This is a genomic window from Streptomyces sp. NPDC001750 (genome assembly GCF_042892615.1).
Classification (GTDB): Bacteria; Actinomycetota; Actinomycetes; order Streptomycetales; family Streptomycetaceae; genus Streptomyces.
In genome coordinates this window covers 122,159-147,902 of sequence record NZ_JBIAUE010000020.1, presented here as the reverse complement: position 1 = coordinate 147,902, position 25,744 = coordinate 122,159, and the positions used below count along the sequence as shown (strand labels likewise).

The following is a 25,744-nucleotide window of genomic DNA, read 5'->3' as shown; positions in this document are numbered from 1 at the left end:
GGCCTACTCCCCTTCGTCCAGGACAGCGTCGCCGCCCTTGATGTGGCGGGCCGGGTTCAGCCCCTTCTCCATGAGGTCGATCGCCCAGAGCATCTCCTGAACGCCTTCCAGCTTCGCCAGGCCCGGGGTGGGCCCGAGGCGGAACCCGCCCGGCTGCGGCTTGCCCGAGGCCGCGTACGGCAGGAAGTCCAGCGGGCTGTCGCCGGGGCTCGGGTAGACGACGCAGTCGGAGAGCACGGCGAGCGGGAACAGCCCGGTCATCTTCGCCATGTTGTTGAGCTTGCGGTGCATGTTGACCCGGGCCTTGCTGATGACGGCGGCCCGGATGTCGGGGCGCCAGGTCGGCCGCTCCAGGGCCGGCCACCGCTCGCCCTCCTTGTAGTGGCGTCCCTGGGGGCGTTCGCGGAGCTTGCCGACGCCACCCTTGACCGTGGCCTTGATGGCCGCGAGGACGGCGGCCAAAGCCGGGTCGACCTGCTTGTGTTGCTCCATCGCGGCGAGGAACTGACGGTCGTCCAGGCCCTTGGTGACGCCAAGGTCGGCGAGGGTGTCGACGTACGCCGTCTTGAGCCTGTCGTGCCACGGATCCAGATACGCCCCGGTCTCACGCCGCAGGTACGCCTCGATCGGGTGGACGTCGTAGCCGAGCTCCTGGGCGTAGGCGACAGTGTGCGTCTGGTACCAGGCCGGGCCCGTCGGACGGGAACCGTCCGGCGTGAACGGCGAGGGCAGCCGCGGGTCCAACTCGATGTGGGAGAGGTCGACCAGCCAGCTTCCAGGGATCTTCGGGTTGAACTTCACGTTGTGGAAATGGTCGGGAGCGGACAGACCGACGACCAGGCGGGCCGCGGCGGCCAGGAACGCGGTGTTGAGGTCGAGGCCGACCGCGAAGGGGAGCATGCACTCCTCATCCGAGAGCGTGTCCACCGACCGCACCCACTGGTACGCCTCCTCATTGAGGAACCCGCCGGACCAGCCGGACTGAACGACGACCGGGTGCTCCGGGGTGGCCTCCGGCGGCGCCGGGTCCATCGGCTCCGTCCCCAAGCTGCCGGAGTTGTAGCCGGAGATCCAGTTGCCGGTCTCCTCATCGCGCTCCGGCTTCGTCGGCGGGCGCATGGCCGTCATCAGCTCCAGCCCGGACACGGCGGTGGAGCCGCGCGGGGTGATGACCCGCTGGGCGTAGATGCCGAGGACGCGGGCGATGTCGGCTGGCTCCATCTCCGCAACGCCGGGCCAGGACCGCTCATCGAGGGCGTCCCAGGACAGGATCGCCAGCTGCACGCACTGCCGCTCGCGGCCCTGCGCCTTGCGGTAGATCCGCGCCCACGGACCGAAACCGCGCTGCGTCAACTGCCACTTCGCCTTCGCGACCTGCTTGACGACCGGGTGATCCTCCGGCAGGCGCAGGGAACGGCGCTGCTCGTGGCCCTCCAGGCGCTCGGGCAGCCCGAGCTTCACGGCGGCCGCCGCGGTGAGCACGATCAGCGGGTCGCTGTCCTTGCCGTAGCGGTGGAGCTTCGGCGCGCCGATGCCGGACTCGCGCAGCGTCCACTCGACCAGCTCGGGCACCGTGGTCGCCGGGCAGTCCAGCACGATCCCGCCCGTGCCGTACGCGGATCCGTCACCGTCCAGCACGGCGAGCGGGCCGTGCGGGAAGCGCGGGTCGACGGCGGGCTTGGCGGCCTTCTTCGCGGCCGGGCGCGAAGACGTTGCCGGGCGTGCGGCCGTGGCCGACCGGGCGGGGCGGCCCTGGGCGGCCGGAGCGGCGGGGACCTGCGCCGGTGCGGCGGCCTCCGTCTGCTCGGGGGCGGCCGGACCGGTGAACGCGGCCGGGGCCGGGGCGGGGGCGGCGGGGGCGCCGTGGGCGGGGTACTTCGCCGCCCACCCCTTCAGCAGCCGCTGGTACGCCTCCAGGCGCGGCGGCTTCGGCTCGGACCGGCCGTTCTCGTAGTTCTTGACCGTCTGCACGGTCGACTTCAGCGCGGTCGCGAGACGGGCCTGGGTGATGCCGGCGGCCTCGCGGAGGCGGGCGCGCTCCGCCGGGGGCGGGAGCTGCGGCTCCTCCGCCAGCAGGGCGTCGACCGACGCGAACAGCTCTTCCTCGGTTGCCATGTGGATCTCCTCTCGTGCCACCACCCTAACATCATTTACCTCAACTTTTAACCCACTTATTTAACCCGTTCGAACTTTTCTCGAAGGGGTGAAACGCCTGAAGGCCGCCCGGCGGGTGCCGGACGGCCTTCACGGAGAAGTCTCAACCCTGGGTGTGTGACCTGCCCTTTGACGGACTGCCAGGGACGGGTCCAAGGTCTTCGCCCCCAGCGTACCCGCGTGGCACGCCCTTGCGCAGGAAGCTCCGGCTGGCGCCGCTGAACCCCCATCAGGCGCTCGTCAGGTACTGGTGCTGGCGCTCGGGGACGTCTCGGGGCCGGCAGGGGCGACCGCGTCGTCCACGGTGGCCGCCGGGACCTCGGCGGGCGGGGCACCCTTCCGGATCCGGTCGACCACGGGCGCGATGGCCTCATACATCCGCCGCGACATCGGCTCGACGCTGCCCCTGCCGAGCAGTCCGCCGCTCATGTCCTCGTTCAGCTGCTTGAGGTAGTCCACGAGTTGCGAACCGGTGAGCGTGACTTCCACCAGCCCCCGTTCCCCGGCCGCGCCGCCGGACCTGCGGGGCTTGGCGTCCTGGAACGAGTCGATCGGCTTGTCCGGCAAGGCAGTGGTGCGTTCCCACATGTCCTTCGCGCAGGTGATCTTGAACGCGGCGACACCGGCGGCCTTGTGGAGACGCTCCTCGTGACCGGCCGGTGGATCGTCCGTGCAGCCGGTCACCAGGGCGAGGAGGGAAACGAGGGTCAGCGCCGTTCGGGCCGTGCGACGGTCGCGGCTGCGGGAAGGGGGCTGGGTGATCACCCGCCGATCATCGGTGCGCCCGTCGCGAGGGCGGAGCCTTTCGGCAGGTGATCACCGGAAAGGGTGAGGCCGGGTCACGTTCCTGACTGCGGGTTCTGGCGGTTCCTGGCCCGTTCGACCTGCCGCAGGAGCAGGTCGGCGAGCTGGATGATCTCCGCCGCCTCCAGCGGATCGTCGAAACTGACGGTGCGGTGGCTGGACGGATTCTTGTAGGCGCCCATGGCGCCGGCGAACAGGGAGGAGGCGGCTTCCTGCTCGCCGGGTTCGGCTCCGGCGTCGGCGAGCGGGCCCCCGCCCTTGCCGTCCTTGTAGGGGTGGAACGCCCTGCGCATCAGCCCCACGCCGACCAGGGAGCTGTCGAGTCCCGAGGCGTCCCGGACGGCAACCTCGACGGCCTTCATCGCGGCGAAGCAGGCCGTCTCGTAGTCGCCCAGATGGAAGTTGGTGCGCACCGTTCCGTCCAGGGCGGGGTGCAGCGGACCGGACAGCCGTCCGCGGGCTTCGAACTGTGCCAGGCCCTGCGGGTTCTGCGCCAGGTGTCTGCCGTCGCGGGAGAGCTGCCGGAAGCCGTCCGACTGACCCGGTGCCCGGGACAGCAGAGCGTGCGCCTCCAGCCAGGACCAGGCGTCGGACAGGCGGCTCAGGAGCGCAACGCTGTCCGGCTCCCCCCGGAACGCCTCCCGTGCTGTACCGATCGTCGCCCCGTACTGCGGGAAGCTGTCGGCCTTGGCGAGGTACTGCAGCAGAACGAGTGCGGCATCCCGGGTGGGCAGCTCCCGGAGTTGGTCCGCCGGAACCGCAGGTATGTAAACATATCGCATTTGCTAACTGTACGTCATCACTCGAATGCTGTATGTAATTTCCTGTGGTTGCGGTGAACGGCCCTCGTCCGTCGGTGATGTCTCCGTCCAGGGGGCCGTGACGCGCCAGCCGCCTTGCTCCAGGGCCCGACCTGGCGGCGTCGGAGTCGAACGGGAGGTCGGGGCCGATGCCGGGGCAGCAGCCGAGCGGACCGAGTTGCCAGGAGACGGCTCCTTCCGGCTCGCGTGCTCGCTACGGTGGCGGCCATGGCGGAGGGCAGCGGCCCCGGGAGGGGTGATCGCGTCGTCCGTTATCCGGACCGACAGGACGGCCATGACGTCCATCACCAGCAGTAGTCCGAACACGAGGAGACACCCCGTCATGCCGATCGATCTCCGTGCTGTCCCTTCCGCCCCCGAGGACCCGGCGTTCACCGTCGACCAACTCACCCCGGAGGACTTCGCCGCCATCACGGCGTTCCTGGACGCACGCCTGGAAGAGCTGGTTGCCGACGGCCACGCCGCTGCGGCTACGGCGCTCGCCATGGCCCTGGACCCGCAACTGGATACGCTCCGCGGGTCCTTCGAGTGGGAGGCCGACCGTCCCTCCGAGCCGGTACCGGACAACTGGCTGTCCGAGCGGCAGTTCGCATGGCAGCAACTGGCCATTGTGCTCTGGTCCGGGTGGTGCGATGCCGAGGGCTACGACACGGTCCGATGGACAGTGCCATCCCTGCGCAGGAAGCAGCCGGCTCCCGGAAGGGACCGCGTGTCACGAGCCGTCGAGTAGCCGGAAGCCCACGACCGGCGACGTCGGTCTCGTGAGTGCGCGCCCCGTGCCCGCTTGGGCCCGGGGCGCGCAGGAGGCGGATCAGCGGGTGCGGGGCGGGGTCATGCGGGCGTGGAGCAGGGTGGCGCGGGTGAGTTCGGCGCCCTGCTTGTGCTCTTCATTGAACAGGGCGGTCAGGCCCTTGGGAGCATCCCAGTGCTTGTGCAGGTCGACGGTGGCACCGAGGTCGTCCAGGAGCTGGTCGACGACGGCTGCGGCCTCGCTGGCCCGGTCGCCCCCTCCGTCTCCCCACCACGGGTGCTCGGTCGGCGTGCATGGCGCAGGGTGGACCTGGCCGTCGCTGGTGAGCACCCACAGGGTGTGGTGCAGGACAACCGAGGTGAGTTCCGCGCTGCCGGCCGGGAGGGACAGCGGTGCGTAGAACCGCCACACCTGCTTGCCGCCGTCGCCGAGGGTGCGCCGGCGGGCATGTCGGTGAGCGGGTCGATGAAGAACGCCTCCACCTTGGCGTCCTGGGCGAGGACGGCGTGGGCGGCGGTCGGGTCGCACATCGTCAGCCGGTGGGTCCACCGGTCGCTGACGGTGCCGTGCTGGGCGGGGATCTCGGAGACGGCCCCGAAGGGCAGCAGGTCCGGATCGCGGCCGACAGCAATCTCGAGCGCGGCCACGGCGTCGGGGTGGGTGTCCAGGGCGAGCCCCAGCCAGCCGGCCTGGAGAGCCTCGCGGTCCCCGTCGCAGGGCAGCGGGTGCTGGCTGGTGTCGGGCACGGCGCCGGGGACGACCTGGTTCGGCGTGTCGCCGTACCCCTCTTTGCAGAAGATCTCGATCTCGTGGCTCGTGGTGTCGATCCGGTTGTTGCGGATGCCGTTGGCCATGTCCATCGCGGCCGCCCGCGAAGTGACGCCGAAGCTCTCGTTGGCCGCGGCCCGGCGCAGGATCTTCTCGTTGCCGTTGGCCGGGACCTCGACCACCGCCGCCTGGGCACCGGGCCTCCACTCACGGACCAGGCTCGAAAGGCGCAGCAGGTCGGGCCACCAGGGCAGCACCTGGCCGACGTAGGCCGCGACGTCGTCCCAGCCGGCCTCGTACTCGATGCCCGGGTGCGCGGTATCGGCGGCCACCCAGCGCCGGCCCTCCGAAGCCCATGTCTCCGTACAGCGCGCACACGGTGACGACGCCGTCCTTGTTGCCGCCGCTGACGACGGCGGAGGCGACATCGGTCGCGGCCTTGGAGTCGTCACAGTGCACGAGGCGGATCACACCGATGTCGGTATGCCAGTCCAGGGCCGGCCCTCGCAGGGTGTCCCGATATCCGAGCCAGCGGCCCGGAGCCGGGTTCTCGGGCGCGGGGCGCAGCAGGACCGCGCCGCGGTGGGCGAACTCCGCCGTCCCGGCCGCCCATGAGTACACTTCAGTGCCGCCCCATACCTCCTCGGGCTCCGGCCGGTTGCGGTTGAACGGGCTGTACGGCCTCTCGTCCGGCTTCGGGAACTTGTCGTACTTCCGCGCCAGCCGCCACATCCCCTCGGCCACAGCCACCGCAACGCGACCCTCCACGACGGTCTGCACGCCGTCCTCGCCGCCCACGCCTCCCTGCAAGCCTCCCGTAATGGCGCCACTACGGCCGTCCCATCTCTCATCGACCTTGGTGCAGCTTGATCACCTTGTCCGCCACCGAAGGGGCGTGCTCGGTATTCCTTCGGCCATGTCCACTCCCTGCATGCCCAGGGCTTGCTCCTCATCGACGACGACGGCTCCGTATGGATGTCCGTGCCGCCCAGCACGCCGTACTCCGCACCGAACGGCGAGTGGGCCCTGGTGGAGAAGAAGATTGAGGCGCCTCCGGAGCTCCGCGAGGCAGCACTACATCCCTGAGCCTTCTACCCATCCCGGGCGAGACGGCACCGCCGCAGCGGGGCGGCCGACTCGGGCGCGCGTCGGCTCCACCTGCCGAGTGGCGGCGGCCGAGCACCCCTTGGACCACACCACCAGGAGGAACCAGTGTCATACCCGCAACTGCTCACCCCCGAGGAGAGGCTCACCGACGCGAAGAAGCTGTTGAGCCTCCCGCGTATCGTCGTGATCTGCGGCTCCACCCGCTTCATGACCGAGATGAACGAGGCCGATCTGCGGGAGACCAAAGCCGGAAAGATTGTCGTCAAACCGGGCTGTGACATGAAGTCGCCGCACGAACTTTGGTCCGATCCTGTCGAGGCCGAGGCGCTGAAGGTACGACTCGACGATCTGCACCGGGCGAAGATCCGGCTCGCTGATGAGGTGCTCGTAGTCGGCGACTACATCGGAGACAGCACCCGAGCCGAAATCGCCTACGCCCGGTCGCTGGGCAAGCCCGTGCGGTTCACGCACCCCGAAGTCGACCCTGACGCCTGACCGCCCGCTGCCACCTCAACAACCAGGGCCGGCAGCCCGCCGCCTGACCGTCTCGCGGTGGCTTCGGCCGCCGCCCACCCCACACCCTCCGCAGGCATCCTTTGGCTTTATCGACGTCACACGACAGCAGTCGTCGACGACCTCGGGAGGCACTCACAGCGCCCGGATCTCGATGTCGACGAGAACGGGAGGCACCCGCTGGCACTCGGCAACGGCGGGACGACGGCTGCCATTTGCGCCCGTAGCCAGCGTTTCTATCCCGGGCCCCGGCCGAGCGGCACACGGCGTCCTGCCCGTCGGCACCGAGCTGCTGTCCGAAGCCATCCACGTTCGACGCGGGCAGCGCCTCCCGAACTGCCCGAGAAACGCTGCTCTTCGTCACCGACAGAGCCAGCCGCCTTGAGCAGGTCCAGGGCGCCGCGGCCGAGGCGCTTCATCTCGTGCACCACCAAGGTCACCTTTGCGCCCGTGGCCCGGTACTCCCAGGCTGCGGCGAGCGCGGCCTTCATCTCGGGCCGCTCGCGGACGCGGGTGCTGACGTGCTCCTGGAACAACCGGTTGATGTTCGCCGCAGTGAGGGCGTCGATCTGAGACTGGATCTCCTGCTGCTTCGTGGAAACGCGGGCGTACCCGATGCGGATCTCGGCATCGAGCACAGGGCCGGTCGATGTCGGGGCCGACAGCTCTCGCTAGGTGGCCCCAGGATGGCGGACCACCTATGAAACTGGGCCCCCTATCTGGCCCCTACGGATGCCATGCAGAAGGAACCACCAGTCCGGTCGGCAGATGTGATCCACCGGACAGCAGACCGAGCGGTGCTGAACCGTGAGCGTCTGTGAAGTCGACCATGCTTCCGGAGAACGTCGCTCCGCCGAAGTCGACGGTTCCTCCAGAGAGCACCACGTGGCGGAAGTCGACAGTGCCTCCGGAGAACGTCACGCTTCTGAAGTCGACCCTGCCCTCGGTGAACGTCGCGCGGTTGAAGTCGACCAGGCCGTCGGAGACGGTTGCCCCGCCGAAGACGACCACGCTCCCGTCGAACGTTGCCTCGTCGAAGCTGGCCCTGCCGCCGGAGAACCTCACTCTGTCGAACTCGACCAGGCCGTTGGAGAACACCGCCTCGAAGAAGTTGAGCATGCCGTCGGAGACTGTCGCCCCACGAAAGTCGACCCTGCTCCCATCGAACATCGCCCCGTGGAAGCTGACCCTGCTTCCGGAGAATGTCGCACCATTGAAGATCGCTGTACCACCGGAGAACCACGTCTCGTCAAAGTTGACTTCGCCACCGGAGAACACTGCTCCGCTGAAGTTGACTGTGCCACCGGAGAACCTCGCCGCCGAGAGGTCCCCGCCGTCGAATGTGACCTCGGTCAGGTCAAAGTCGTGACCCTGCCAAGAATGCTGATGCTCATGGGGTAGCCGGAGATGGTCACGGATGAGCCGGATGACAGTCAGGCGGACTTCCCGCAAGGCCAGATAGGTGTGTCGGGCTTCCGCGTCGCCCGCTGGTAGGTCGGCCTCGGCGATGTAAGGCAGGCGGAGATAGGCGCACAGAACGTCGATACAGGTCTGCCGCAGGGCGCGAGTGGGGGCGTCGTCGGCGAGGCCAGCCAGAGCGTGCACGCCACCGAGGCGGACGGCTGCGGAGTCGTTGCCGAGCTGAGTAACGGCAGTGGTGAAGCGCTCGGTGTGCAGACGGGTGGCCTCGCGCAGGGCACCGTCCTCGTCCACGCGCTGGCGCCGGTAGGCGACAACCAGGGCGACCAGGGCGCCGGCACCGGCGACCACCCCGAAGGACAGCTTTACCAGGTCGAAGAGGGTCTTGGAGCCGATGCGACGCTCGGGCTTGAGCTCGCGGGCGCCGAGAAGGTCCCAGCCGGTATAGAACACCGCGGCGGCGACCAAGATCGCCGTGGTGAAGGTCAGGCTAACCTCGTGCTTTCACGAGCGGCTGCGTCCACTGCTTGATCAAAGACGCGAGGAGTGCTCCTGACCTGCAACGATGGGACTCGTCTAGGGTCCTGTTCGTCGCATGGGAAGAAGTACTCCTCAGGTGAAGAAGCGAATCGGCTCGTGTCCGCGTTGAGGGCGGTGGTCATGGGGTGGTCTCACAGGCCGGCGCGGTCCTGCTGGTGGAGACGGCCCGCCGTCCGCCGACCACATTGAAGCCGCCCGCCTGGCCCTGGCCCAGCTGCCCAAGAAATACCGGCGCGGAAGCTGGACACTGATCCGCACCGACTCCGGCGGCGGGACACACGAGTTCCTGAAGTGGCTCACCCAGCGGGGGCGGCGGCTGTCGTACTCGGTCGGCATGACCATCACCGACGCCATCCACCAAGCCGTGCTGAAGGTCCCGGCCGGCGCGTGGCCCCCCGCCGTCGAGCCGGACAGCGAGATCCGCGACGGCGACTGCCTCAAAGGTGGCCCAAGGGGATGCGGCTGATCGTCCACAAGGAACAGCCCCCACCCCGGCCTCCAGTTGCGCATCACCGACGCGGACGGGATACGGATCACCTGCTTCGCCACCAACGCCGAGAACACCCCGATTGCACAGCTGGAGCTGCGACACCGCCAGCGCGCAAGAGCTGAGGACCGCATCCGGGCTGCCCGTGACACCGGCCTGCGCAACCTCCCTCTTCACGCCGCCGCACAGAACCAGCTCTGGCTGGAGATCGTCCAGATCGCACTCGACCTGCCGGCCTGGATCCCAATGCTCGCGCTGACCGGCCAGGCTCGGCGGTGGCAGCCCAACCGCTACGGCAGCTTTCCGCTGCCGCACAGCTGGTCACCACCGGCCCCGCTGCTGCCTGCGGCTCGCCCGTCACTGGCCCTGGGCCGACATGACCACCAGCACGTTCGAGCGACTGCGAGCCCTGCCGAACCCTGGATGATCAGCAGAGAGGCCGACAGGGTTCGACGTGCGCCGCCCTGCTTGATGGGCGAGCCTTGACCCAAGGAGCCTTTCGCGCCTCGCCACGCCCGTGCCCGGGTAAGGAGGCACATGGTGTCCGACACTCTCGCCCGGCTCTCCGCGCCCGGGGTGTCGATCTGGTTGGACGACTGGCGGGTCTCGATCGGGGTCGCCCCGCGGCTGGCACATGACACCGCGCGCACCATCGCCGAGGCCCGGGCACTGTGGTGGCTGGCGGACCAGCCCAATCTGTTCGTCAAGATCCCCGCGGTCAAGCAGGGCCTGGGAGCGATAAGCGGATGTCTGGCCGAAGGCCTCAGCATCAATGTCACGCTGCTGTTCTCCCTGGACCGCTACGAGGCGGTGGCGGAGGCGTTCCTGACCAGGATGGAACGCGCACAGGACGCCGGGCGCGACCTGTCCAGGATCGCGTGGGTGGCGTCGTTCTTCGTCTCGCGGGTGGATACCGAGATCGACCGGCGGCTTGACCGGTTGGGCGGCGTCCGGCCCGCCGCGCTGCACGGGCGCGCGGCCATCGCCAACGCCCGCATCGCGTACGAGCACTACGCCGACGTGGTGCAGGTGCTGGAGGACGAGGGCGTGGAGAGGGTCGACGCCAGCTGGAATGAGTCGGTTGAGAAACTCGCGGTCAGCCCGCACGAATCCGACAGCGGCCGGCCCCACGGCACAGACCGCAGCGGGGAGAAGGTGTGATGGTGCAATCCACGTTCGTGATCGTCGGAGCGAGTTTGGCAGGAGCCAAGGCCGCTGACGCGCTACGGGAGAACGGCTTTGAGGGCCGGATCCTGCTCATCGGGGACGATCCGGACCCACCGTATGAGCGTCCGCCGCTGTCCAAGGGCTACCTGATGGGCAAGCAGGACCGCGAAACGATCTTCGTCCACCCGTCGCAGTGGTATGCCGATCAGGGCATCGATCTGCGGCTGAACACCGTCGTCACGGCCATCGACCGTGATCGGAAGGCGGTCACCGTCTCCGGTGGCAAGACGATCGGCTACGACAAGCTGCTGCTGGTCACCGGTGCCTCCCCGCGCCGCCTGGCCGTAGCGGGTGCGGACCTCGACAGCGTGCTTTACCTGCGCCGTGTAGGCGACTGCGAGCGCATCCAGCGTACCTTCCGCTCCGCGTCCCGCATCGTCCTCGTCGGCGGGGGCTGGATCGGCCTGGAGGTGGCCGCCGCCGCACGGGAGGCAGGCGTCGAGGCCACTGTGCTGGTGGCAGGCGAAGTGCCGTTGCTGCGCGTCCTGGGCCCGCAGATCGCGCCCGTCTTCGCCGACCTCCACCGTGAGCACGGCGTGGACCTGCGGCTCGGTGCGCGGGTCAGCGAGATCGTCGGCGAGGGAGGGAAGGTCGCGGGCGTCCGGTTGGCTGACGGCACCCGCATTGACGCGGACGCGGTGGTGGTCGGTATCGGCGCCACTCCCAACATTCAGCTGGCTGCCGAATCCGGTCTGCAGGTCAACAACGGCGTCGTGGTCGACGCCTCCCTGCGGACCTCCGACCCGGACATCTACGCGGCCGGCGATGTGGCCAACGCCCTTCACCCGATGTTGGGCAAGCACATCCGTGTGGAGCACTGGGCCAACGCCTTTCACCAGCCTGGGACGGCCGCGCGGTCGATGCTGGGCAAGCCCGCGTTCTACGACCGTGTTCCGTACTTCTTCACCGACCAGTACGACCTGGGCATGGAGTACGCGGGCTATGCCGAGCCCGGTAGTTACGAGGACGTGGTGGTGCGCGGTGATCTCGCAAGCCGGGAGTTTATCGCCTTCTGGCTGGCCGGCGGTCGCGTTCTGGCCGGCATGAACGTCAACATCTGGGATGTCAACGACGCGATCCAGCACCTGGTCCGTTCCGGCGAGCAGATCGACCGGGACAGGCTCGCCGACCCGGATGTGCCGCTGGAACTGCTGACTGCCGGGTGACGTACGGCCGCGGGCCGCTTCACGGGCTCGTCGGGCGCCCGCCCGCAGGGGTGGGCAAGCCGGCGATGCCCCAGCGAGGCTGAGTCCCCTGTTTCCTGCCCTCGCGCTCCGGCCGGTCGCGGCGCTTCAGTCAGCTCCGCATCGGTCAGGTCCGACGGACCCCGGCGTTGCTGATTCGGACGGTTGCCCGTGTTCCCATACCCGATGTGAGCCGCTGAGCCCTCGGATCACATGACCGGGGGCGTCGGATCGACAGGCGATCGCGGCTCCGGCGCGCATGCCGCCACTGGTGCGGGTGTCGGCTGAGGGTGCAGCAGGTCTTCGGTCGGGTCGAGGTGCAGTCTTTGTCCGTCTTTGCCTGCGGTCCAGTATGGACACCGCAGAAACTTTCCTGGCTCCAGGCGTACTGCTACCCGCCGTCGCAGTGAAACAACGAAGACTTCGCTGTGGGATTCGTTTCGCTGAATGGAATCCACTGTTTGCCCACTTAAAGTAACCCACCGGGTTACGCCCTTTCGAATACCCCCGGGTGGCGTAGCCCGGTCGCCTATCTGCCTGAAACAGGCCGATCGCGGATCGGTCTTGGATCACACCCGCCCGTGCGATGGGGAATGCGTAGAAGGAACGATGGCCATGAATGCGAACTTCTCTGTGCTGGTCCGGCGGTCGCGCACGTGCCTGGCTGCTGTCGCCGTTGCCGGAGCACTGGGACTGCTCAGCGCGTGCGGCGGATCGTCATCCAAACCAGCAGGAGCACTGAGTCCCGGCACTGGCCAGACCCTGCCCGGAACGCCCGGTGCCTCCGGAACGGGCGGTACGGTCACCCCACCACCAGGCACGCCCTCGACCTCACCGACCGCCGGCCAATCGTCCGCTCCGGCCTCGGCCAACGCGGTGACGATCAAGAACTTTGCGTTCTCCCCGGCCAAACTGACGGTCAAGGCGGGCACGAAGGTGACCTGGACCAACACGGACCCCGACACTCACACCGTCACCAGCAAACAAGGATCGGGCGGGCCGCTGAAGTCGGCAGGCCTGGCCACCAACGCCACCTACAGCTACACCTTCACCAAGCCCGGCACCTACGCCTATTACTGCAGCATCCACCCGTTCATGACCGCCACCGTGGAGGTGACCCCATGACCGAACCCACACGAGACTCCGACGGCGACGGCGAGCACGGTATGAACCGCCGTCAGCTCATGCGGCACACCGCCTGGTTCGGTGGCGCCGTCATCCTGACAGTCACCGGGGGAGAGGTGATCAGCCATATCGCCGGTTCGCCGGACCCCACCCCGGCGGGCAGCACAGACCTGCGATTCGTGCAGGTCTCCGACAGCCACATCGGCTTCCACGGCCCGCCCAACATGAATGTCACCGGAACATTCAGTGCAGCCCTCACCCAGATCAACTCCCTCGGGTTCCGACCCGACTTCGTCATGCACAGCGGCGACCTGACACACCTTTCCACCCCCGCCCAATTCGACCAGGTCAAGCAGATGCTGTCGCAGCTGCGCACGGACCGGATCTTCACCGTGCCGGGTGAGCACGACTCGATCGGAGACAACGGACGCGCATACCGACAGGCCTTCGCCAAAAACACCCTCGGCGACGGCTGGTACAGCTTCGACACCCATGGTGTGCACTTCATCGCGCTGGTCAACACTCTGCACCTCGAGCAACTCGGCCACCTGGGCAGCGATCAGATCGACTTCGTCCGCAAGGACATCGCCGGCCTGTCATCGGACACCCCTATCGTCGTCTTCAGTCACATCCCGTTGTTCGCGATGTATCCGAAGTGGGGCTGGGGCACCGACGACGCGGTGAAGGTGCTGTCGATGCTGCGCCGTTTCTCCTCAGTCACGTGCCTCAATGGGCACGTCCACCAGCTGTTCACCAAGACCGAGGGCAACATCACCTTCCACTCGGCCGCCCCCACCTGCTATCCGTTTCCCAAACCCGGCCACGGCCCCGGCCCCATTCCGCAGGTGCTGCCCGCCGGACGCCTCAAGGACGCACTCGGCATCCGCACCGTCAACTACCGGCAGGGCAGCCACGCACTGGCGGTCAAGGACGAGAAACTCACTTGAACCCCCAGAGCCTGCCCGCCCTCGCACTGCGCTTGGTCCTCGCCGCCACGCTCGCCGCAAGCGGATACATCCACGCCCAGCTCTACATCAACGGATACCGCTTCATCCACGTCATCGGCCCGTTGTTCCTGCTGCAGGCCGCCGCAGCCTTCGCAGTTGCCGCACTTCTCCTGTTGGCGGCACCCCTGCTGCTTCGAATCGCCGCCGCCGCGATCGCCATTGGCGCGCTCGCAGGGTTCGCCACATCCCGCACCATCGGGTTGTTCGGGTTCACCGAACGCGGTCTGCAGCCCGCCCCGCAGGCGCTGCTCAGCCTCATCGCCGAGACGCTCACCCTGCTGATTGTCGTGGTCTGGCAGGCGTTCGAGGTCCGGCGACACCGTAGCGCCCGGCCGCACCATGACGCGACCGGCCGAGTGCGGCCCGACCTCCGCACCATGGCACCGGACAGATGAACCAGACACCGACGCGCCTCCGCCCGCACAACGCGCTCCGATCGCCGTCGTGCACCTGCGAAGGGCCGCACTTCGGCGATGTCCGCCCGCTCGCGCTCGTCGTCCCGGCCGGTGCCGTAGGCGGTCCGACGACTCGGACACGTATGGCTCTACGGACCCGGCCTCTCCGTCACCTGGGTCGGCATGTCGCTCTCATCGGCCGTCCGGTCCAACCGCTCTCCTTGATCCGCGTACCTGCTGGCGCGCCGACTGGACCCGGACGGGACTGTTCGGACGTACTGGCGAGATCGGCCCGCAACGCCTGGAGAACCTGTTGAGAAACCCTCGCCTCGCGACCGGCTCGGTCGCCGCTGACGCCCTGCGTGCCACGGTGGACATCGGTTGCTCCGGTAGCAGAAGGACGACGATCGGCGTGAGCCCGCAGCCTGCACCGGCGGCAGTCGCATCCGCCCGCACCGATCCTCGCTTTGTCTCCGGGCCGTCGGACCGCACCACCGGCACTCCCAGCGCCGCGCTCGGCACCACGTGGAGTGCCCTCCAGCTCCAGGGCGGCAAAAACGAGAGCGTGGGCGGCTGATCACGTGGACGGTCTCGCTCACCCTGCCAACCACCGACGGCGCTACGGCGTCCTGTGGATGCTCCTGCCCGTGGCGGTCACGGCCGGCCTCTACTGGTACGGCCGGGTACACACCCCCGCCTACGAGAACAGCCTCTTCGGGCAGCGCGGCGACGACGCCAGACTGCTCAAAGCCCAACTCGGCTCCGCACTGCTGGGCCTGGCGCTGATTCAGCTACTTCTCGCCCTCTGGATGTACGGCCGCCTGCCCGCACTGCGAACCGCACCGCACCGGGTCCACACGACGCACCGCCTCATCGGTCTGACCGCCTTCCTCCTCTCCCTCCCCATCGCTCAGCACTGCATCACCACCTACGGCGTCCAGCTGACCGACACCCGCGTGGCGGTGCACTCGCTCACCGGCTGCTTCCTCTACGGGGCCTTCGTCGCCAAGGTCATCGTGGTCCGCCACCGCCACTGGCCCGGCTGGGCGCTCCCGCTGGCCGGAGGCACCCTCGTCACCGCGATCGCCCTGATCTGGTACGCCGCCGCCTTCTGGTACCTGAACGGCTTCCAGGCCCCCGGCCTGTGAGCAGAGCACGAGACGTCTCTTCCAGCAGCCAACGGCGGCCCCGGCCGGACCGACAACACCACGGTGAGCGACACACTGCCCAGCGACCCCCCAGCACAATCGTGGCCGCGGTGGCCGCGGCCTCTGCCGGGGTGGTCATCTGCTTCGTCTACAGCCACCACGCCGGAGGCAGGCTTCTGCGAAGGGCCTGCGGACCAACCATGCCCGTCTCCGACCCAAGCGTTTCTCCGCTGCCCGCTCTGCGGGAAGCCGGCCGCCGGCTCGTGCCCGAGTGGAAGCGGCCGTAGGCGGCGCTTTGACCTTGCCGTCGTACCAGTGCGAAAGGCGGGGCTCGGCGGGCACCGACCAGCAACCGGCGCAGCTGGCTGTAGCCAGATGGCCACAGTCCGGAGTTGCGGCGTGCTTCCGGAACCCGCAGGCTGTATCTGGCAAGCGACCTTGATGACGCAAAGAGGTGATCAGGTTGCAGGACCACTCGCGCCCGGTCAACCCCTCGAAACATGGGCGCGGGTGACGCGCGCCGCCTCAAGGGCCGGTACCCCGGTGAGTCCAGTCGCAATACTCCGACGACCGCCCCGGCACGGGACTCAGGCAGACGGAACTGGCTTCATACCCCAGTCGGACTCCCGATCAGGTGCCCGGAGTACTTCTTTGCGGCACACGCTGCGGACTCCCCTCTCGCTCAGTGGTGCCCGTTGACCGTCTGGCCCGAAGCGGCCCACGTGGTCGAGGTGTAAGACCCACCGGTTGCCCCAGCCCACCACCCACCACAGGGAGCCACAGCACATGGACGGAAAGCACAAGATACTCGCTGCACTGACCGGAACTGCGCTGACAGCCGGACTCACTGGCCTGACCCTCGGGCCCACCGCCACCACACCTGCTCACTCCCCAACCCTGCGCGCCGCCGCCGGGCCCTCTGGGATGTCGGTCGTGGAGTGGAACCGTGAGCTCATCACCGTCCTGAGCGATCCGAAGGCCCAACCGCCCACCGTCCACCCCACGCGCAGCTTCGCGCTCCTTCAGGCCGCCGAGTACGACGCGGTGGTATCGGTCACCCGGGCCGGCCCTGCCTACATGTTCTCGGTGTCGGCGCCGCGAGACGCCCGTGCAGACGCAGCAGCGGACCAAGCAGCCCACGATGTGCTGGTGGCCCTGTACCCGGCCAAGCGCGCAAGCATGGACCGACGGCTGAGCAGCCAGTTGTCCGCGATTCCCAACGGCCCTGGCAAGCAGGCGGGCATTCGCGTGGGAGCCGAGGTCGCCCGCCGGCTGGTCAGCCTGCGATCCCATGATGGGTCCTCGACCAAGCCGCCGCCGTTCAGTCCCCGCAACGTGGCCGGCGGCTACCGGCCCACACCGCCCGACTTCCCCACACCGGTGTTCACCAACTGGGGCTCGGTCAAGCCGTTCGTGCTTGCCAAAGGAAGCCAGTTCCGCCCGGCGCCGCCGCCGGCCGTCAGCACCGCCGAGTACGCCACAGCCTTGAATGAGGTCAAGAGCCTGGGGAGAAAGACCAGTACCACCCGCACCCCCGATCAGACCGCAGCCGGGAAGTTCTGGGCGGCAGCGCCCGTCTGGAACGTCTGGAATCAGATCGCGCAGGGCCTCGTCACCTCCCAGCACGCAAGCCTGGAGAACGCGGTGAAGGTCTTCGCCCAGCTCAACCTGTCCCTCGCCGACACCGCGATCGCGATGTACGACGCCAAGTACACATACCGCGTATGGCGGCCCGTGACCGCCCTCCGGCTCGGTGGTACGCACTACAACCCGCGCATCGCCGGCGATCCCAACTGGACCCCCCTGCTGCCGACCGCCCCGGATCCGTCCTACCCCGCCGCCCACGGCGCTCTCAGCCAGGCGGCGGCAACGACGCTCACCAGGTTCTACGGTGCGCAGCACCACCTCGTGGTGACGTCGAAGGGCGTCACCCGAACCTTCGCCGGCTTTCAACGCGCCGCCACCGAAGCGTGGCTCAGCCGGATATGGACCGGCCAGCACACCTCCATCGACAACCGGGCAGGCCAACAACTCGGCACGCAGGTAGCCGATTTCGTGGCGCAACACATCTGACTGCCCGCACCCGTGCAGCGCCAACGCGACGCATGGCTGTGGCCAAGGAGCCAGCTGTACCCAGCATATCGGGTACAGCTGGCCCGAACCTTGTGCTAACCACGGGCTTTCATGTGGGCGGGTGTCCGAGGTGTGATCGGAAATGCGAAGAGTGCTCCTGACCAGCAACGATGGGACTTGTCTAGGGTCCAGGTCGTCGCATGGAAAGAAACACTCCTCAAGTGAAGAAGCGTATCGGGTCGTACCCGCGTGTCCGCATCGAGGGCGGCGGCCGGGCGGTGGTCTCGCAGGCCGGGGGCGTGCTGCTGGTCGATACCGTCCGCAAGGCTGGCTTGGACACCGCGATATCAGCGGCGCTGACGCCGTGGCGGAAGGCTCGGGCGGTGCACGATCCGGGCAAGGTCCTGCTGGACGTGGCCCTCGCGGTCGCCCTTGGCGGGGACTGCCTGGCAGATGTCGGGGTGCTGCGGGCCGAGCCGGCCGTGTTCGGGCTGGTGGCCTCCGACCCGACGGTCTCCCGCCTCATCGATAACCTCGCAGCCTCCGAGGAGAAGGCCCTGCGGGCCATCCGTGCCGCGCGGGCTGAAGTCCGCCAACATGTCTGGCGGTTGGCCGACCGGGAAGCGCCTGACGCGGGCGGGACGGTGACCGTGGACCTCGACGGGGTGCTGGTCATCGCGTACTCGGACAAGGAGGACGCCGCACCCACGTGGAAGCGAACCTACGGCCACCACCCGCTGATGGGGTTCGTCGACCACGGACCGGGCGGCACGGGTGAACCGGTCGCGGCCCTGCTCAGACCAGGCAACGCGGGATCGAACACGGCGGCCGACCACATCACCGCCACCCAACTGGCCTTGGCCCAGCTGCCGAAGAAGTACCGGCGCGGGCGCCGGACCCTGATCCGCACCGACTCCGCGGGCGGCACCCACGACTTCGTCGCCTGGCTCGCCCAGCGGGGACGGTGGCTGTCCTACTCGGTCGGCATGGTGATCACCGAGGCGATCCACCAGCACGTGCTGAAGGTTCCGGCATCGGCCTGGACGGCGGCCGTCGAGGCGGACGGCGAGATCCGCGACGGCGCCTGGGTCGCTGAACTCACCGGCGACGTCCTGGACAGCTGGCCCAAGGGCATGCGGCTGATCGTCAGGAAGGAACGACCGCACCCCGGGGCCCAGTTGCGGCTCACGGATGCGGACGGCATGCGGCTGACTTGTTTCGCCACCAACACCTTGGGCCGGCCGATCGCCGAGCTCGAGCTCCGTCACCGGCTGCGGGCCCGGGCCGAGGACCGCATCCGCGCCGCCCGTGCCACCGGCCTGCGCAACCTGCCCCTGCACCGCACGGCCCAGAACCGGATCTGGCTGGAGATCGTGCAGATGGCTCTCGACCTGCTGGCCTGGATGCCGATGCTCGCCCTGACCGGCAAGGCCCGTCTCTGGGAGCCCCGCCGCCTGCGGCTCCGCCTGTTCACCGCGGCCGGACAGCTCGTGACCACCGGCCGTCGGCGAATCCTCCGCCTGGCCCGGCACTGGCCCTGGACCGGTCACATCACCGCAGCCCTCGACCGGCTCACCCAACTGCCCGACCCTGGCTGACCAGCGGATTCCCCGTCCCTACGACAGCACCTCAACACCCGGAGCAGTGGAACCCGGCGCCACCCCGAGGCGACACTCGGGCCCTCGGCCTGCACAGCCTCAGCCCACGGCACGAAAACGGTCCACCGACCCCGTCGGCGGACCGTCACGAAACTTCGAGGCTAAGTGCGATTCCGACAGGCCAGAGGCGCAGGCCGCGCCGATCAGTTCGGCGTTGGGGCGGATGAAGGCTCACCGTTAACAAGACAGTCGAGGCACACGAATGGTTGCGGTCGGTCCGACTGCCGCTGACCTTTCATGAAACAGGCCCGGGTGCACTCTCAACGCCCAGTCCGCGCACCACGCCCCCCTCCGTCGAGCAGACCGACCGGGCCGTCGGGCCCCCGCCATCCACTCCAGACACGCATGCAGCGGCACACCGTCCGCCTCGCCTCCGTTGTCTGCCGACAGGAGCACAATGCTCTCCACGGCGGACGAGGAGGGGTGGGCATGCCTGTTGGACAGCGGCTTCGGTACGAGATCTTGCGGCGGGATGATCACACATGCAGGTACTGCGGCGCGAAGGCGCCAACTGTGAAGCTGGCTGTGGACCATGTGGTGCCTCAGGCGCTGGGTGGAACAGATGAGCCATCGAATCTGGTGACAGCATGCGAGGAGTGCAATAGCGGCAAGGCGTCCGTACCGCCAGACGCAGACATCGTCGCGGACGTTGCCAAGGACGCTGTGCGCTGGGCGACAGCAATGAAGGAAGCCGCTGCAGCTGCCCGTGAGGACTACAGCACGCGCCTCGCCTACCGGGACGGCTTCACGGCTCTCTGGGAGGAGTGGACGTACGGAGCGGACAACAAGACCTTTCCGCTGCCGGATGGTTGGGAAGGCAGCATCGACTCCTTTCGCGCAGCCGGCCTTGAAGCCTTCGCCTTCGAAGACGCTATCCGACTCGCGATGAGCAACACCAAGGTCACCGGCGCCAACAAGTTCCGGTACTTCTGCGGAGTGGCCTGGACACGAGTGCGGCAGCTGCAAGATCACGCCCGAGCCATCCTCGCCTCCGGCGGGGGGCCCACAAACAGCGCCGGGCCCGACCAGGAATATCGCCCGCAACACTCCTGGGCCGATTGCTTCTCGCTGACGGCAACGGCGATATGGCTCGCAGGTCGCCGGGGGCAACCGACGGTGGCGACGGACAACGAGGACGTGGAGCGGATCGTTCAAGCCACTGCACAGGGCACCAGGATCGGCGCTGTCTTGGAGGACAAGAATCAATGGCACCGACTCCACGAAGTGATGGCAGCGGTCCACGACGCCACATCCCGGTACCAGGTCGACCCGAACGAGCTTCTCCCCGACGTCCCGACCGGCGCAGACGCCGCACAGGTCACCAGCCTGGCTGATGAGTTCATTAGCCTGTGGTGGAGCGCCCATCAGGCACAGGGTGTTAGCCGGCTCACCGGCACAGGCGACGACAATGTCAGAGCAACGGCCACTGCCGAGATATGCGGCATGATCAACAGCCACTACTCGCCTGAAGAGATCACGGCAGCCTCGGCTCGTGCCGTCGGCGAGTTCAGCACACAGGTGTCTTCCTACACCGACGGCTCAGGCAACGTCCTCCACGACATCACCGCAGTGTGGCTTCACGCCTGGCGAAACGCACCCAAGGACACCGCCGGGCTTCAACGCCCCTGGGTGCCCCACCCCTCCGTGGAGAACTGGGCTTCCTTTACGAGTGAGGCCAGGGATCTCATCCGCAAGGGCCACGATCACCAGGAACTGGTACGCATGGCCCAGTCCTCCGGCAGTGATCAACTTCCCGGCCTATGGCTACACGGCGTGGATGACTTCCGGTGGCCTCCTCACCTCGGATGAAAAGCCCACTGTGGTGCAGCGGGACAGGCCCGGGGTGCTGCGCCTCTCGGACATCTCATCGAGCTGTCGGCGTACGAGTGGAGGAACTCGTACGCCGACACGCGTCAGCCTTCGGACTTCGGCCCCCGGCAAGGTCAGTTTGGTGAGAACTCTCCGTGCCAGTGGCTGGCGCCCAGAACAGGGAGTAGGCAATGGCGAAGACTGAACCCGCGAGAGTGATGACGCGGAGCGCTCGGCGTGCGGCAGGCGCGGCCGCTGATTCCTCAGTCATGCAACGGGCTCCCCCGGCAGCGCATCGTTCGGAACGACGTCGGGCTCGAGGATCTCGCGGAGGCGGAGCTCGCGCATCGCCCGGTTCTGGTGCTTCGCCGCCTTCGCGATGTCCGGGCCTGCCCGCGACGGCGACGGCACAGCAGGGCCCTGCGGGGTCCCTCCCCGGCACGTTAGACGCGTCGGCGGGCGCCGGTACGACCGTGGCGAAACACCGACCGTCCGAATGCGGCTGACATTCATTTCCGATGACGAAGACACCGGCCAGTCTGGTGTCGGCCCTCCTTCGGGGAATCGTTTCTCCGGTGAACCTGTTCACTCTTGCGGCTGATCACCGAGTGGTCCGGGTCGGGTGAGGGTCCGGCAGGGGCTATCACGGCGTGCGTGATCAAGAATCTGGTACGCGGTCTTGCGGCGCTCTCCCTCACCCTCGCCCCGCTCGCGGTCACCACCCCGGCCGCCCGCGCCCAGGCGGCCGAGCCGACCGTGCTGCCGATCGGCGCCGCGGTCTCCGCGCTGTCGCTGGGCACCGAGTCCCGCGACGGCTACACCCGCAGCGCCTTCCGCCACTGGAACGCCGGCGCCAACCCGGGCGACGGCTGCAACACCCGTGCCGAGGTCCTCATCGCCGAGGCCGTCACCCCGCCCACCGTCGGTGCCCGGTGCAAACTGACCGGCGGCACCTGGTGGTCGTACTACGACGGGAAGACGGTGACTTCCGCGAGTGGGCTGGACATCGACCACATGGTCCCGCTCGCCGAGGCATGGGATTCCGGGGCCTCGGCCTGGACCGCGGCCCGCCGTGAGGCCTATGCCAACGACCTCGGCCAGGACGCCAGCCTCGGCGCGGTCACCGGCAGCTCCAACCGGTCCAAGTCCGACCAGGACCCCGACGAATGGCTCCCCTCTGCCCCCGGAGCACTGTGCCGCTACGCGGCGGAGTGGACCGCGACCAAACTCCGCTGGGACCTGGCCGTCGACGAGCTCGAGAAGGACCGGCTTCTGGACATCGCGGCCGGCTGCGGCGGAACCCCCGTCACCTACACCCCCGCCCCCTGACCCAACACCCCACGAAACGGGGCCCGGCGTTCTGCCGGGCCCCGTTCCCACAACCAGCCGTTGACGCTACGCGGCGAAGCCGATGCTGGTGACGTGTACTCGTACTGGCCCCCTGATCAGCACCGACCGGTTCGCCCCGTACCTGGCCGCCTGCGGCGACGGGACGGCTGCGCTTGCGCTGTACCGGGGGACGATGCAGGTTCCCCGCTTGTGGCGGATCCGCCACAAGCGGGGACTGGAACAGCGAGGCCGCGGCCGCCTTCTAAGCCGGACAGTCAGCGGCGAACGGCCTTGCCGTTCTCGACCCGGGTGCGGCCATGCATCTTGTTCAGGAGGTCGCCGAGAACGGAGAGGGATTCGGAGTCGGCGTTACCGATCTGGTCCGTGACCGTAAGTGCCTGGAGGGCAGGGGCGATCTGCTGGGTCAGGGCGAGAGCGTCAGGAAGCTCGGCAGCGTACATGGCCTGCCCGTACGAAGGGCCGTCCAGGCCGATCAGGTACCGCGGTTCCGGGTGGGGGTGACACCGGAAGTAGACGTTCACGTGGAGCGGGGTGTTGTAGAGCTTGCCGGCGCCGAACCAGTGCACGAATCCGGCGGCTTTGAGGGAGTCCTCGTATCGGTCGCCTTTCTCCGAGCGGACCGGGTCGTGGTCCAGGCGGGTCCAGGTGCCGTTGGAGTACAGCCAGGGGCATGGGTGCTGCTGCTCGTTGTCGGGCATGTGGTTTTCCTTCGTGGTGCTGTCGGGCGGTTGCGGGCGTCTTCAGGAGAGGGCGATTGACGTGCGGGGCGGTGGAACGGCGCGCAGCGGCTTCCACCGTGGGCGTGAGCCGGCCGCCCACGCCAAGTCGTCTTTGCAGGGCACGACCCACGCCGAATCACACCGGGTGGGTCAGTCCTTTTCGGGTTCGCCGAGGGTCCAGCCGCTGATCTCCGAGATCGGGCCGCGCCAGGTCGGCAGGGTGTGGGTGGTGCGGCCGGAGCGGTAGGTCACATCCTGCAGGTGGAGGAAGCGCTGGTCGGTCTCGCGGGGGCGCCGGCGTTTCTCGGCGGCCTCGTCCAGGTGCCCGATCGCGTGGCGGGCGACCCGGCGCAGGGTGTCGTCGTGGTCACCGAGCTGGCGCAGATGCAGGCGTTCCCAGGTGTCGGTGGAGGCCAGTGTGCCGGTCACCAGCGCGCCGCCCAGGGCCAGGGTCACCACGATGTCCTCGGCCTCGATGTCCTCGTGCTCCGCGCCCAGGCGCAGGATCTCCAGGTGCGGGTCGATCCGGGTCTCGGGCTGGAGCAGCATCCGCAGGGCCGGCTGGACCGCGTCCTTCCACGACAACGTACTTCTCCCTTTCCTGAACCTGGACGTCCTGCTCGGCTTGTGCCTCTGGCTATGCGTCAGCCGTCTTCTCGGCCGTCGCCGTGAACAGCGCTTCGGCTGTCGGGGGTGTCGGGGTCCAGTGGCCGGTGACGCGCCAGCCGTCCCGCTCCAGGGCCCGGTTGGCGGCGTCGGGGTCGAACGGCTCGTCGGGTCCGGTGCCGGTGCAGTAGCCGAGGGGGCCGCGGTCGGGGTCGTCGATGTAGACGTGCCAGTCGGTGTCGTACTCGGCCCGCGCGGTCAACGCGGCTGTGGTGGTGGGGCTTCCGTGTGTCATGCCGACACCGTAGGACCGGCGACGGAACGCCTCACCGAACTTGCTGGTTCTGGCACACACCGGCTCGTTATGTGCTCAGGGGCTTGATGATCCGGGAGCGCGGGCACGACCGTCTGGTCGTGCCCGTCGTAGCGGCGATCCGGCCGATCCGCAGCATCAGGCCGTCGGAACGGCCTCGAGCCGGGTGGTTGCCTTCAGTTCCATCCGCCGCTTCACCAGGTCCTCGCCGGTGAACGAATCCCAGTACGGGTGTGTACCGACGGTCTCCGACAGGGCCAGGCACTCCTCACGGAGCTGGTCGACGTCCTTCTTCTCCTCGTCCGTCCAGCCAGGCGACGGCGGCCGACCACCCGTGACCTCACCGGTATGCGCATGCTCCTTGCCGGGCCAGCCCTCGTGCGGCTCCACCGACCAGGGCAGGGTCCGCCCGAGCGCGGCGAGCTCCGCGGCGGCCCGATGCAGGCGGACCTGCGCGGCGCGAAGATCATCGGGGAACGTCGTCTCAGCCATACCCGAACGATACGCGTGTTCGATTTTCGGGCTGGGGAGACACCGCTGGGGAAATGGGGGCTCGTCTACCGTCATCGCCGTTGGTGATGTCTCGGTGACGGTTGGCTGAGAGGATACGGGAGGCACGAACGGCCACGCCCCAACTGGCCACGCCCCAACTGGCCGGGCCGGAACCGACGACTGCACCGGGACCGGTGGAACGCGGGCAGCGGGAGCGGCCAGCGTCGTGTCGACGGTGGTAGGCGAAGGCATGGTGGCCGGTCGGCATGTGGGAGCACGGTGGCTGGCGCCCGTGGGAAGTTCTCGCTCCCCCTCCGGGCTGGCAGGCAGAAGAACTGGCCTTCCGTTGTTGTGGTCATCGAGGCGGTCCCGGTCCGTGTCCGTTACCCAGAACCGGTGCGTGCGTGTCCCCGTCCGGTGCTCGACTGGCACGATCAGCCCGGCCGCCGTCTTACGCACCAGGTCGTCGAAGAACACGTCCCGTGGCTTCGGCGTGACGTGCCACTTGCCGCACCGGTTCGAGGTGTCTGGGCATCGGTACAAGGCCCGGATATCGCACCGCCAGAAGTCCAGCACTCGGAAGCCCGAAACAACACGCAGGTCACCCGACTTCGCGATCACCTGCGTCGGCAGGTCGTCGCTCCGCGTCCAGTGTGTGTCGCTTCGGCTCGCATAGTCCGAGCGGTCCGTGTGCCACGCTGGCGTGATCCCGTACTTGGATGCTTTGTTCGCACGCGCTCGCACGCTCCGCGGCCCTTCGTGTCCGGCAGACGAAAGCTGAATCTCCCACCCGATCCGGATCCCGTTCGCACCCTCGACAAGTGTGTCGGTCTGGATCCACGATCGAGGCCCCACGGCCGTACGCACCTCGCTCGCAGCCCGATGCCCGTCCCCCTCCGACACTCGCACGATCCGCTCCTGGTACGCCTTGTGCTCGTCCGACAACGCCGCCTGGTGCCGTTCCTCATCCTCGGACCGCTCGTGCACAGCCTCCCGGCGCCCGTTCCGCTCCCGCAGATACATCCACGCGACCACGCCCGCGTCCCGGCACACCCCACCGCATTGCAGGCCCCGCTCAGGCACTGGCACGCCTCTGTCGGCGTACAGCCGATCCGTTTGATAGAGCAGCTCCCATAGGCCAGGCCTGCTCTCCCAGCCGAGATCGTCACGGGTCAGATCCAGCTCGATGCGCAGCTTCTCGTGCCAGACGATGTTTGCCAACGTGCACCGCCTTTCACCATCGGAGAACTATTTCCTCGACGGTAGAACCGGGC

Annotated in this window: 24 protein-coding genes and 1 pseudogene; 15 read left to right on the top strand and 10 right to left on the bottom strand. The window is 68.4% G+C overall.

All coding sequences use genetic code 11. The annotated features are described in order from the left end of the window. Nucleotides 1-3: 3 nt before the first annotated feature. The 3 genes from tap to ACFYY6_RS27555 all read right to left on the bottom strand — a co-directional run bounded on the left by tap (nucleotide 4) and on the right by ACFYY6_RS27555 (nucleotide 3,740). Nucleotides 4-2,115, bottom strand: a complete 2,112-nt coding sequence (gene tap, locus ACFYY6_RS27565; protein ID WP_389195879.1) for a telomere-associated protein Tap — start codon at nucleotides 2,113-2,115, stop codon at nucleotides 4-6. A gap of 279 nt (nucleotides 2,116-2,394) precedes the next feature. After that, entirely contained in the window at nucleotides 2,395-2,919 is a 525-nt protein-coding gene (locus ACFYY6_RS27560) for a hypothetical protein (protein ID WP_389195876.1), read from the bottom strand. Between the two features lie 74 nt (nucleotides 2,920-2,993). Further along, the gene (locus ACFYY6_RS27555) at nucleotides 2,994-3,740 is read right to left on the bottom strand and encodes a TIGR02391 family protein (protein WP_389195873.1); all 747 of its coding nucleotides are present in this window, start codon (nucleotides 3,738-3,740) and stop codon (nucleotides 2,994-2,996) included. 361 nt (nucleotides 3,741-4,101) lie between these two features. Between ACFYY6_RS27555 and ACFYY6_RS27550 the strand changes: the two genes are divergently transcribed. Further along, complete coding sequence (locus tag ACFYY6_RS27550) at nucleotides 4,102-4,509, top strand: hypothetical protein (protein WP_389195870.1); 408 nt, start codon at nucleotides 4,102-4,104, stop codon at nucleotides 4,507-4,509. Nucleotides 4,510-4,682: 173 nt separating this feature from the next. Here the strand turns inward: ACFYY6_RS27550 and ACFYY6_RS27545 are convergent, their stop codons facing one another. After that, nucleotides 4,683-5,630, bottom strand: coding sequence for a hypothetical protein (locus tag ACFYY6_RS27545; RefSeq protein WP_389195867.1), 948 nt, complete (start codon nucleotides 5,628-5,630; stop codon nucleotides 4,683-4,685). Nucleotides 5,631-6,240: 610 nt separating this feature from the next. On the opposite strand from ACFYY6_RS27545, the gene ACFYY6_RS27540 reads away from it, so the two are divergent. Both ACFYY6_RS27540 and ACFYY6_RS27535 read left to right on the top strand, forming a co-directional pair. Then, nucleotides 6,241-6,384, top strand: coding sequence for a hypothetical protein (locus ACFYY6_RS27540; protein WP_389195864.1), 144 nt, complete (start codon nucleotides 6,241-6,243; stop codon nucleotides 6,382-6,384). Nucleotides 6,385-6,510: 126 nt separating this feature from the next. Continuing rightward, the gene (locus ACFYY6_RS27535; protein ID WP_389195861.1) at nucleotides 6,511-6,900 is read left to right on the top strand and encodes a hypothetical protein; all 390 of its coding nucleotides are present in this window, start codon (nucleotides 6,511-6,513) and stop codon (nucleotides 6,898-6,900) included. A 254-nt stretch (nucleotides 6,901-7,154) separates the two neighbouring features. On the opposite strand, the gene ACFYY6_RS27530 is transcribed toward ACFYY6_RS27535, so the two are convergent. Next, nucleotides 7,155-7,556: a recombinase family protein gene (locus ACFYY6_RS27530; RefSeq protein ID WP_389195858.1), complete on the bottom strand. Its 402-nt coding sequence runs from the start codon at nucleotides 7,554-7,556 to the stop codon at nucleotides 7,155-7,157. A gap of 88 nt (nucleotides 7,557-7,644) precedes the next feature. Beyond that, nucleotides 7,645-8,805, bottom strand: coding sequence for a pentapeptide repeat-containing protein (locus ACFYY6_RS27525; RefSeq protein WP_389195855.1), 1,161 nt, complete (start codon nucleotides 8,803-8,805; stop codon nucleotides 7,645-7,647). Between the two features lie 211 nt (nucleotides 8,806-9,016). On the opposite strand from ACFYY6_RS27525, the pseudogene ACFYY6_RS27520 reads away from it, so the two are divergent. The 12 genes and pseudogenes from ACFYY6_RS27520 to ACFYY6_RS27465 all read left to right on the top strand — a co-directional run. Continuing rightward, a pseudogene (locus tag ACFYY6_RS27520) lies at nucleotides 9,017-9,791 on the top strand (transposase); the annotation flags it as partial. A gap of 110 nt (nucleotides 9,792-9,901) precedes the next feature. Beyond that, nucleotides 9,902-10,525, top strand: coding sequence for a transaldolase family protein (locus ACFYY6_RS27515; RefSeq protein ID WP_389195852.1), 624 nt, complete (start codon nucleotides 9,902-9,904; stop codon nucleotides 10,523-10,525). Then, complete coding sequence (locus ACFYY6_RS27510) at nucleotides 10,525-11,757, top strand: NAD(P)/FAD-dependent oxidoreductase (RefSeq protein WP_389195849.1); 1,233 nt, start codon at nucleotides 10,525-10,527, stop codon at nucleotides 11,755-11,757. Before ACFYY6_RS27515 ends, ACFYY6_RS27510 begins: the two co-directional genes overlap by 1 nt. Before the next feature lie 633 nt (nucleotides 11,758-12,390). Then, nucleotides 12,391-12,900: a cupredoxin family copper-binding protein gene (locus ACFYY6_RS27505; protein WP_389195847.1), complete on the top strand. Its 510-nt coding sequence runs from the start codon at nucleotides 12,391-12,393 to the stop codon at nucleotides 12,898-12,900. A gap of 59 nt (nucleotides 12,901-12,959) precedes the next feature. After that, nucleotides 12,960-13,847, top strand: a complete 888-nt coding sequence (locus tag ACFYY6_RS27500; RefSeq protein ID WP_389195844.1) for a metallophosphoesterase family protein — start codon at nucleotides 12,960-12,962, stop codon at nucleotides 13,845-13,847. Further along, nucleotides 13,844-14,302, top strand: a complete 459-nt coding sequence (locus ACFYY6_RS27495) for a hypothetical protein (RefSeq protein WP_389195841.1) — start codon at nucleotides 13,844-13,846, stop codon at nucleotides 14,300-14,302. Before ACFYY6_RS27500 ends, ACFYY6_RS27495 begins: the two co-directional genes overlap by 4 nt. Before the next feature lie 412 nt (nucleotides 14,303-14,714). Continuing rightward, nucleotides 14,715-14,879 (top strand): hypothetical protein, encoded by a 165-nt coding sequence (locus ACFYY6_RS27490; RefSeq protein WP_335937302.1) that lies wholly within the window; start codon nucleotides 14,715-14,717, stop codon nucleotides 14,877-14,879. Nucleotides 14,880-14,883: 4 nt separating this feature from the next. Next, nucleotides 14,884-15,450, top strand: a complete 567-nt coding sequence (locus ACFYY6_RS27485) for a DUF6529 family protein (RefSeq protein WP_351520707.1) — start codon at nucleotides 14,884-14,886, stop codon at nucleotides 15,448-15,450. Between the two features lie 786 nt (nucleotides 15,451-16,236). Then, nucleotides 16,237-17,523: a vanadium-dependent haloperoxidase gene (locus ACFYY6_RS27480; protein ID WP_351520709.1), complete on the top strand. Its 1,287-nt coding sequence runs from the start codon at nucleotides 16,237-16,239 to the stop codon at nucleotides 17,521-17,523. Between the two features lie 221 nt (nucleotides 17,524-17,744). Further along, nucleotides 17,745-19,121: an IS1380 family transposase gene (locus tag ACFYY6_RS27475; RefSeq protein ID WP_389195837.1), complete on the top strand. Its 1,377-nt coding sequence runs from the start codon at nucleotides 17,745-17,747 to the stop codon at nucleotides 19,119-19,121. 297 nt (nucleotides 19,122-19,418) lie between these two features. Continuing rightward, nucleotides 19,419-20,990, top strand: a complete 1,572-nt coding sequence (locus tag ACFYY6_RS27470) for an HNH endonuclease (RefSeq protein ID WP_389195834.1) — start codon at nucleotides 19,419-19,421, stop codon at nucleotides 20,988-20,990. A 654-nt stretch (nucleotides 20,991-21,644) separates the two neighbouring features. Next, nucleotides 21,645-22,319 carry an HNH endonuclease family protein gene (locus tag ACFYY6_RS27465; RefSeq protein WP_389195832.1) on the top strand — a complete coding sequence of 225 codons (675 nt, stop codon included), beginning with the start codon at nucleotides 21,645-21,647 and terminating at the stop codon, nucleotides 22,317-22,319. Between the two features lie 275 nt (nucleotides 22,320-22,594). On the opposite strand, the gene ACFYY6_RS27460 is transcribed toward ACFYY6_RS27465, so the two are convergent. The 4 genes from ACFYY6_RS27460 to ACFYY6_RS27445 all read right to left on the bottom strand — a co-directional run bounded on the left by ACFYY6_RS27460 (nucleotide 22,595) and on the right by ACFYY6_RS27445 (nucleotide 24,470). After that, entirely contained in the window at nucleotides 22,595-23,038 is a 444-nt protein-coding gene (locus ACFYY6_RS27460; RefSeq protein WP_389195830.1) for a hypothetical protein, read from the bottom strand. A 171-nt stretch (nucleotides 23,039-23,209) separates the two neighbouring features. Next, entirely contained in the window at nucleotides 23,210-23,644 is a 435-nt protein-coding gene (locus ACFYY6_RS27455) for a hypothetical protein (protein ID WP_389195828.1), read from the bottom strand. A gap of 52 nt (nucleotides 23,645-23,696) precedes the next feature. After that, a complete protein-coding gene (locus tag ACFYY6_RS27450) occupies nucleotides 23,697-23,960 on the bottom strand; it encodes a hypothetical protein (protein WP_389195825.1) in 264 nt (87 codons plus the stop codon). A gap of 156 nt (nucleotides 23,961-24,116) precedes the next feature. After that, entirely contained in the window at nucleotides 24,117-24,470 is a 354-nt protein-coding gene (locus ACFYY6_RS27445; protein ID WP_389195823.1) for a hypothetical protein, read from the bottom strand. Between the last annotated feature and the right edge of the window lie 1,274 nt (nucleotides 24,471-25,744).

Excerpts from the sequence above, each read along its gene's own strand:
- ACFYY6_RS27510 (WP_389195849.1), top strand. The coding sequence starts at position 10,525 with ATGGTGCAATCCACGTTCGTGATCGTCGGAGCGAGTTTGGCAGGAGCC.
- ACFYY6_RS27470 (WP_389195834.1), top strand. The coding sequence starts at position 19,419 with ATGAAACAGGCCCGGGTGCACTCTCAACGCCCAGTCCGCGCACCACGC.
- ACFYY6_RS27515 (WP_389195852.1), top strand. The coding sequence starts at position 9,902 with ATGGTGTCCGACACTCTCGCCCGGCTCTCCGCGCCCGGGGTGTCGATC.
- tap (WP_389195879.1), bottom strand. The coding sequence starts at position 2,115 with ATGGCAACCGAGGAAGAGCTGTTCGCGTCGGTCGACGCCCTGCTGGCG.
- ACFYY6_RS27460 (WP_389195830.1), bottom strand. The coding sequence starts at position 23,038 with ATGCCCGACAACGAGCAGCAGCACCCATGCCCCTGGCTGTACTCCAAC.
- ACFYY6_RS27480 (WP_351520709.1), top strand. The coding sequence starts at position 16,237 with ATGGACGGAAAGCACAAGATACTCGCTGCACTGACCGGAACTGCGCTG.
- ACFYY6_RS27555 (WP_389195873.1), bottom strand. The coding sequence starts at position 3,740 with ATGCGATATGTTTACATACCTGCGGTTCCGGCGGACCAACTCCGGGAG.
- ACFYY6_RS27505 (WP_389195847.1), top strand. The coding sequence starts at position 12,391 with ATGAATGCGAACTTCTCTGTGCTGGTCCGGCGGTCGCGCACGTGCCTG.
- ACFYY6_RS27445 (WP_389195823.1), bottom strand. The coding sequence starts at position 24,470 with ATGGCTGAGACGACGTTCCCCGATGATCTTCGCGCCGCGCAGGTCCGC.
- ACFYY6_RS27550 (WP_389195870.1), top strand. The coding sequence starts at position 4,102 with ATGCCGATCGATCTCCGTGCTGTCCCTTCCGCCCCCGAGGACCCGGCG.
- ACFYY6_RS27450 (WP_389195825.1), bottom strand. The coding sequence starts at position 23,960 with ATGACACACGGAAGCCCCACCACCACAGCCGCGTTGACCGCGCGGGCC.
- ACFYY6_RS27500 (WP_389195844.1), top strand. The coding sequence starts at position 12,960 with ATGCGGCACACCGCCTGGTTCGGTGGCGCCGTCATCCTGACAGTCACC.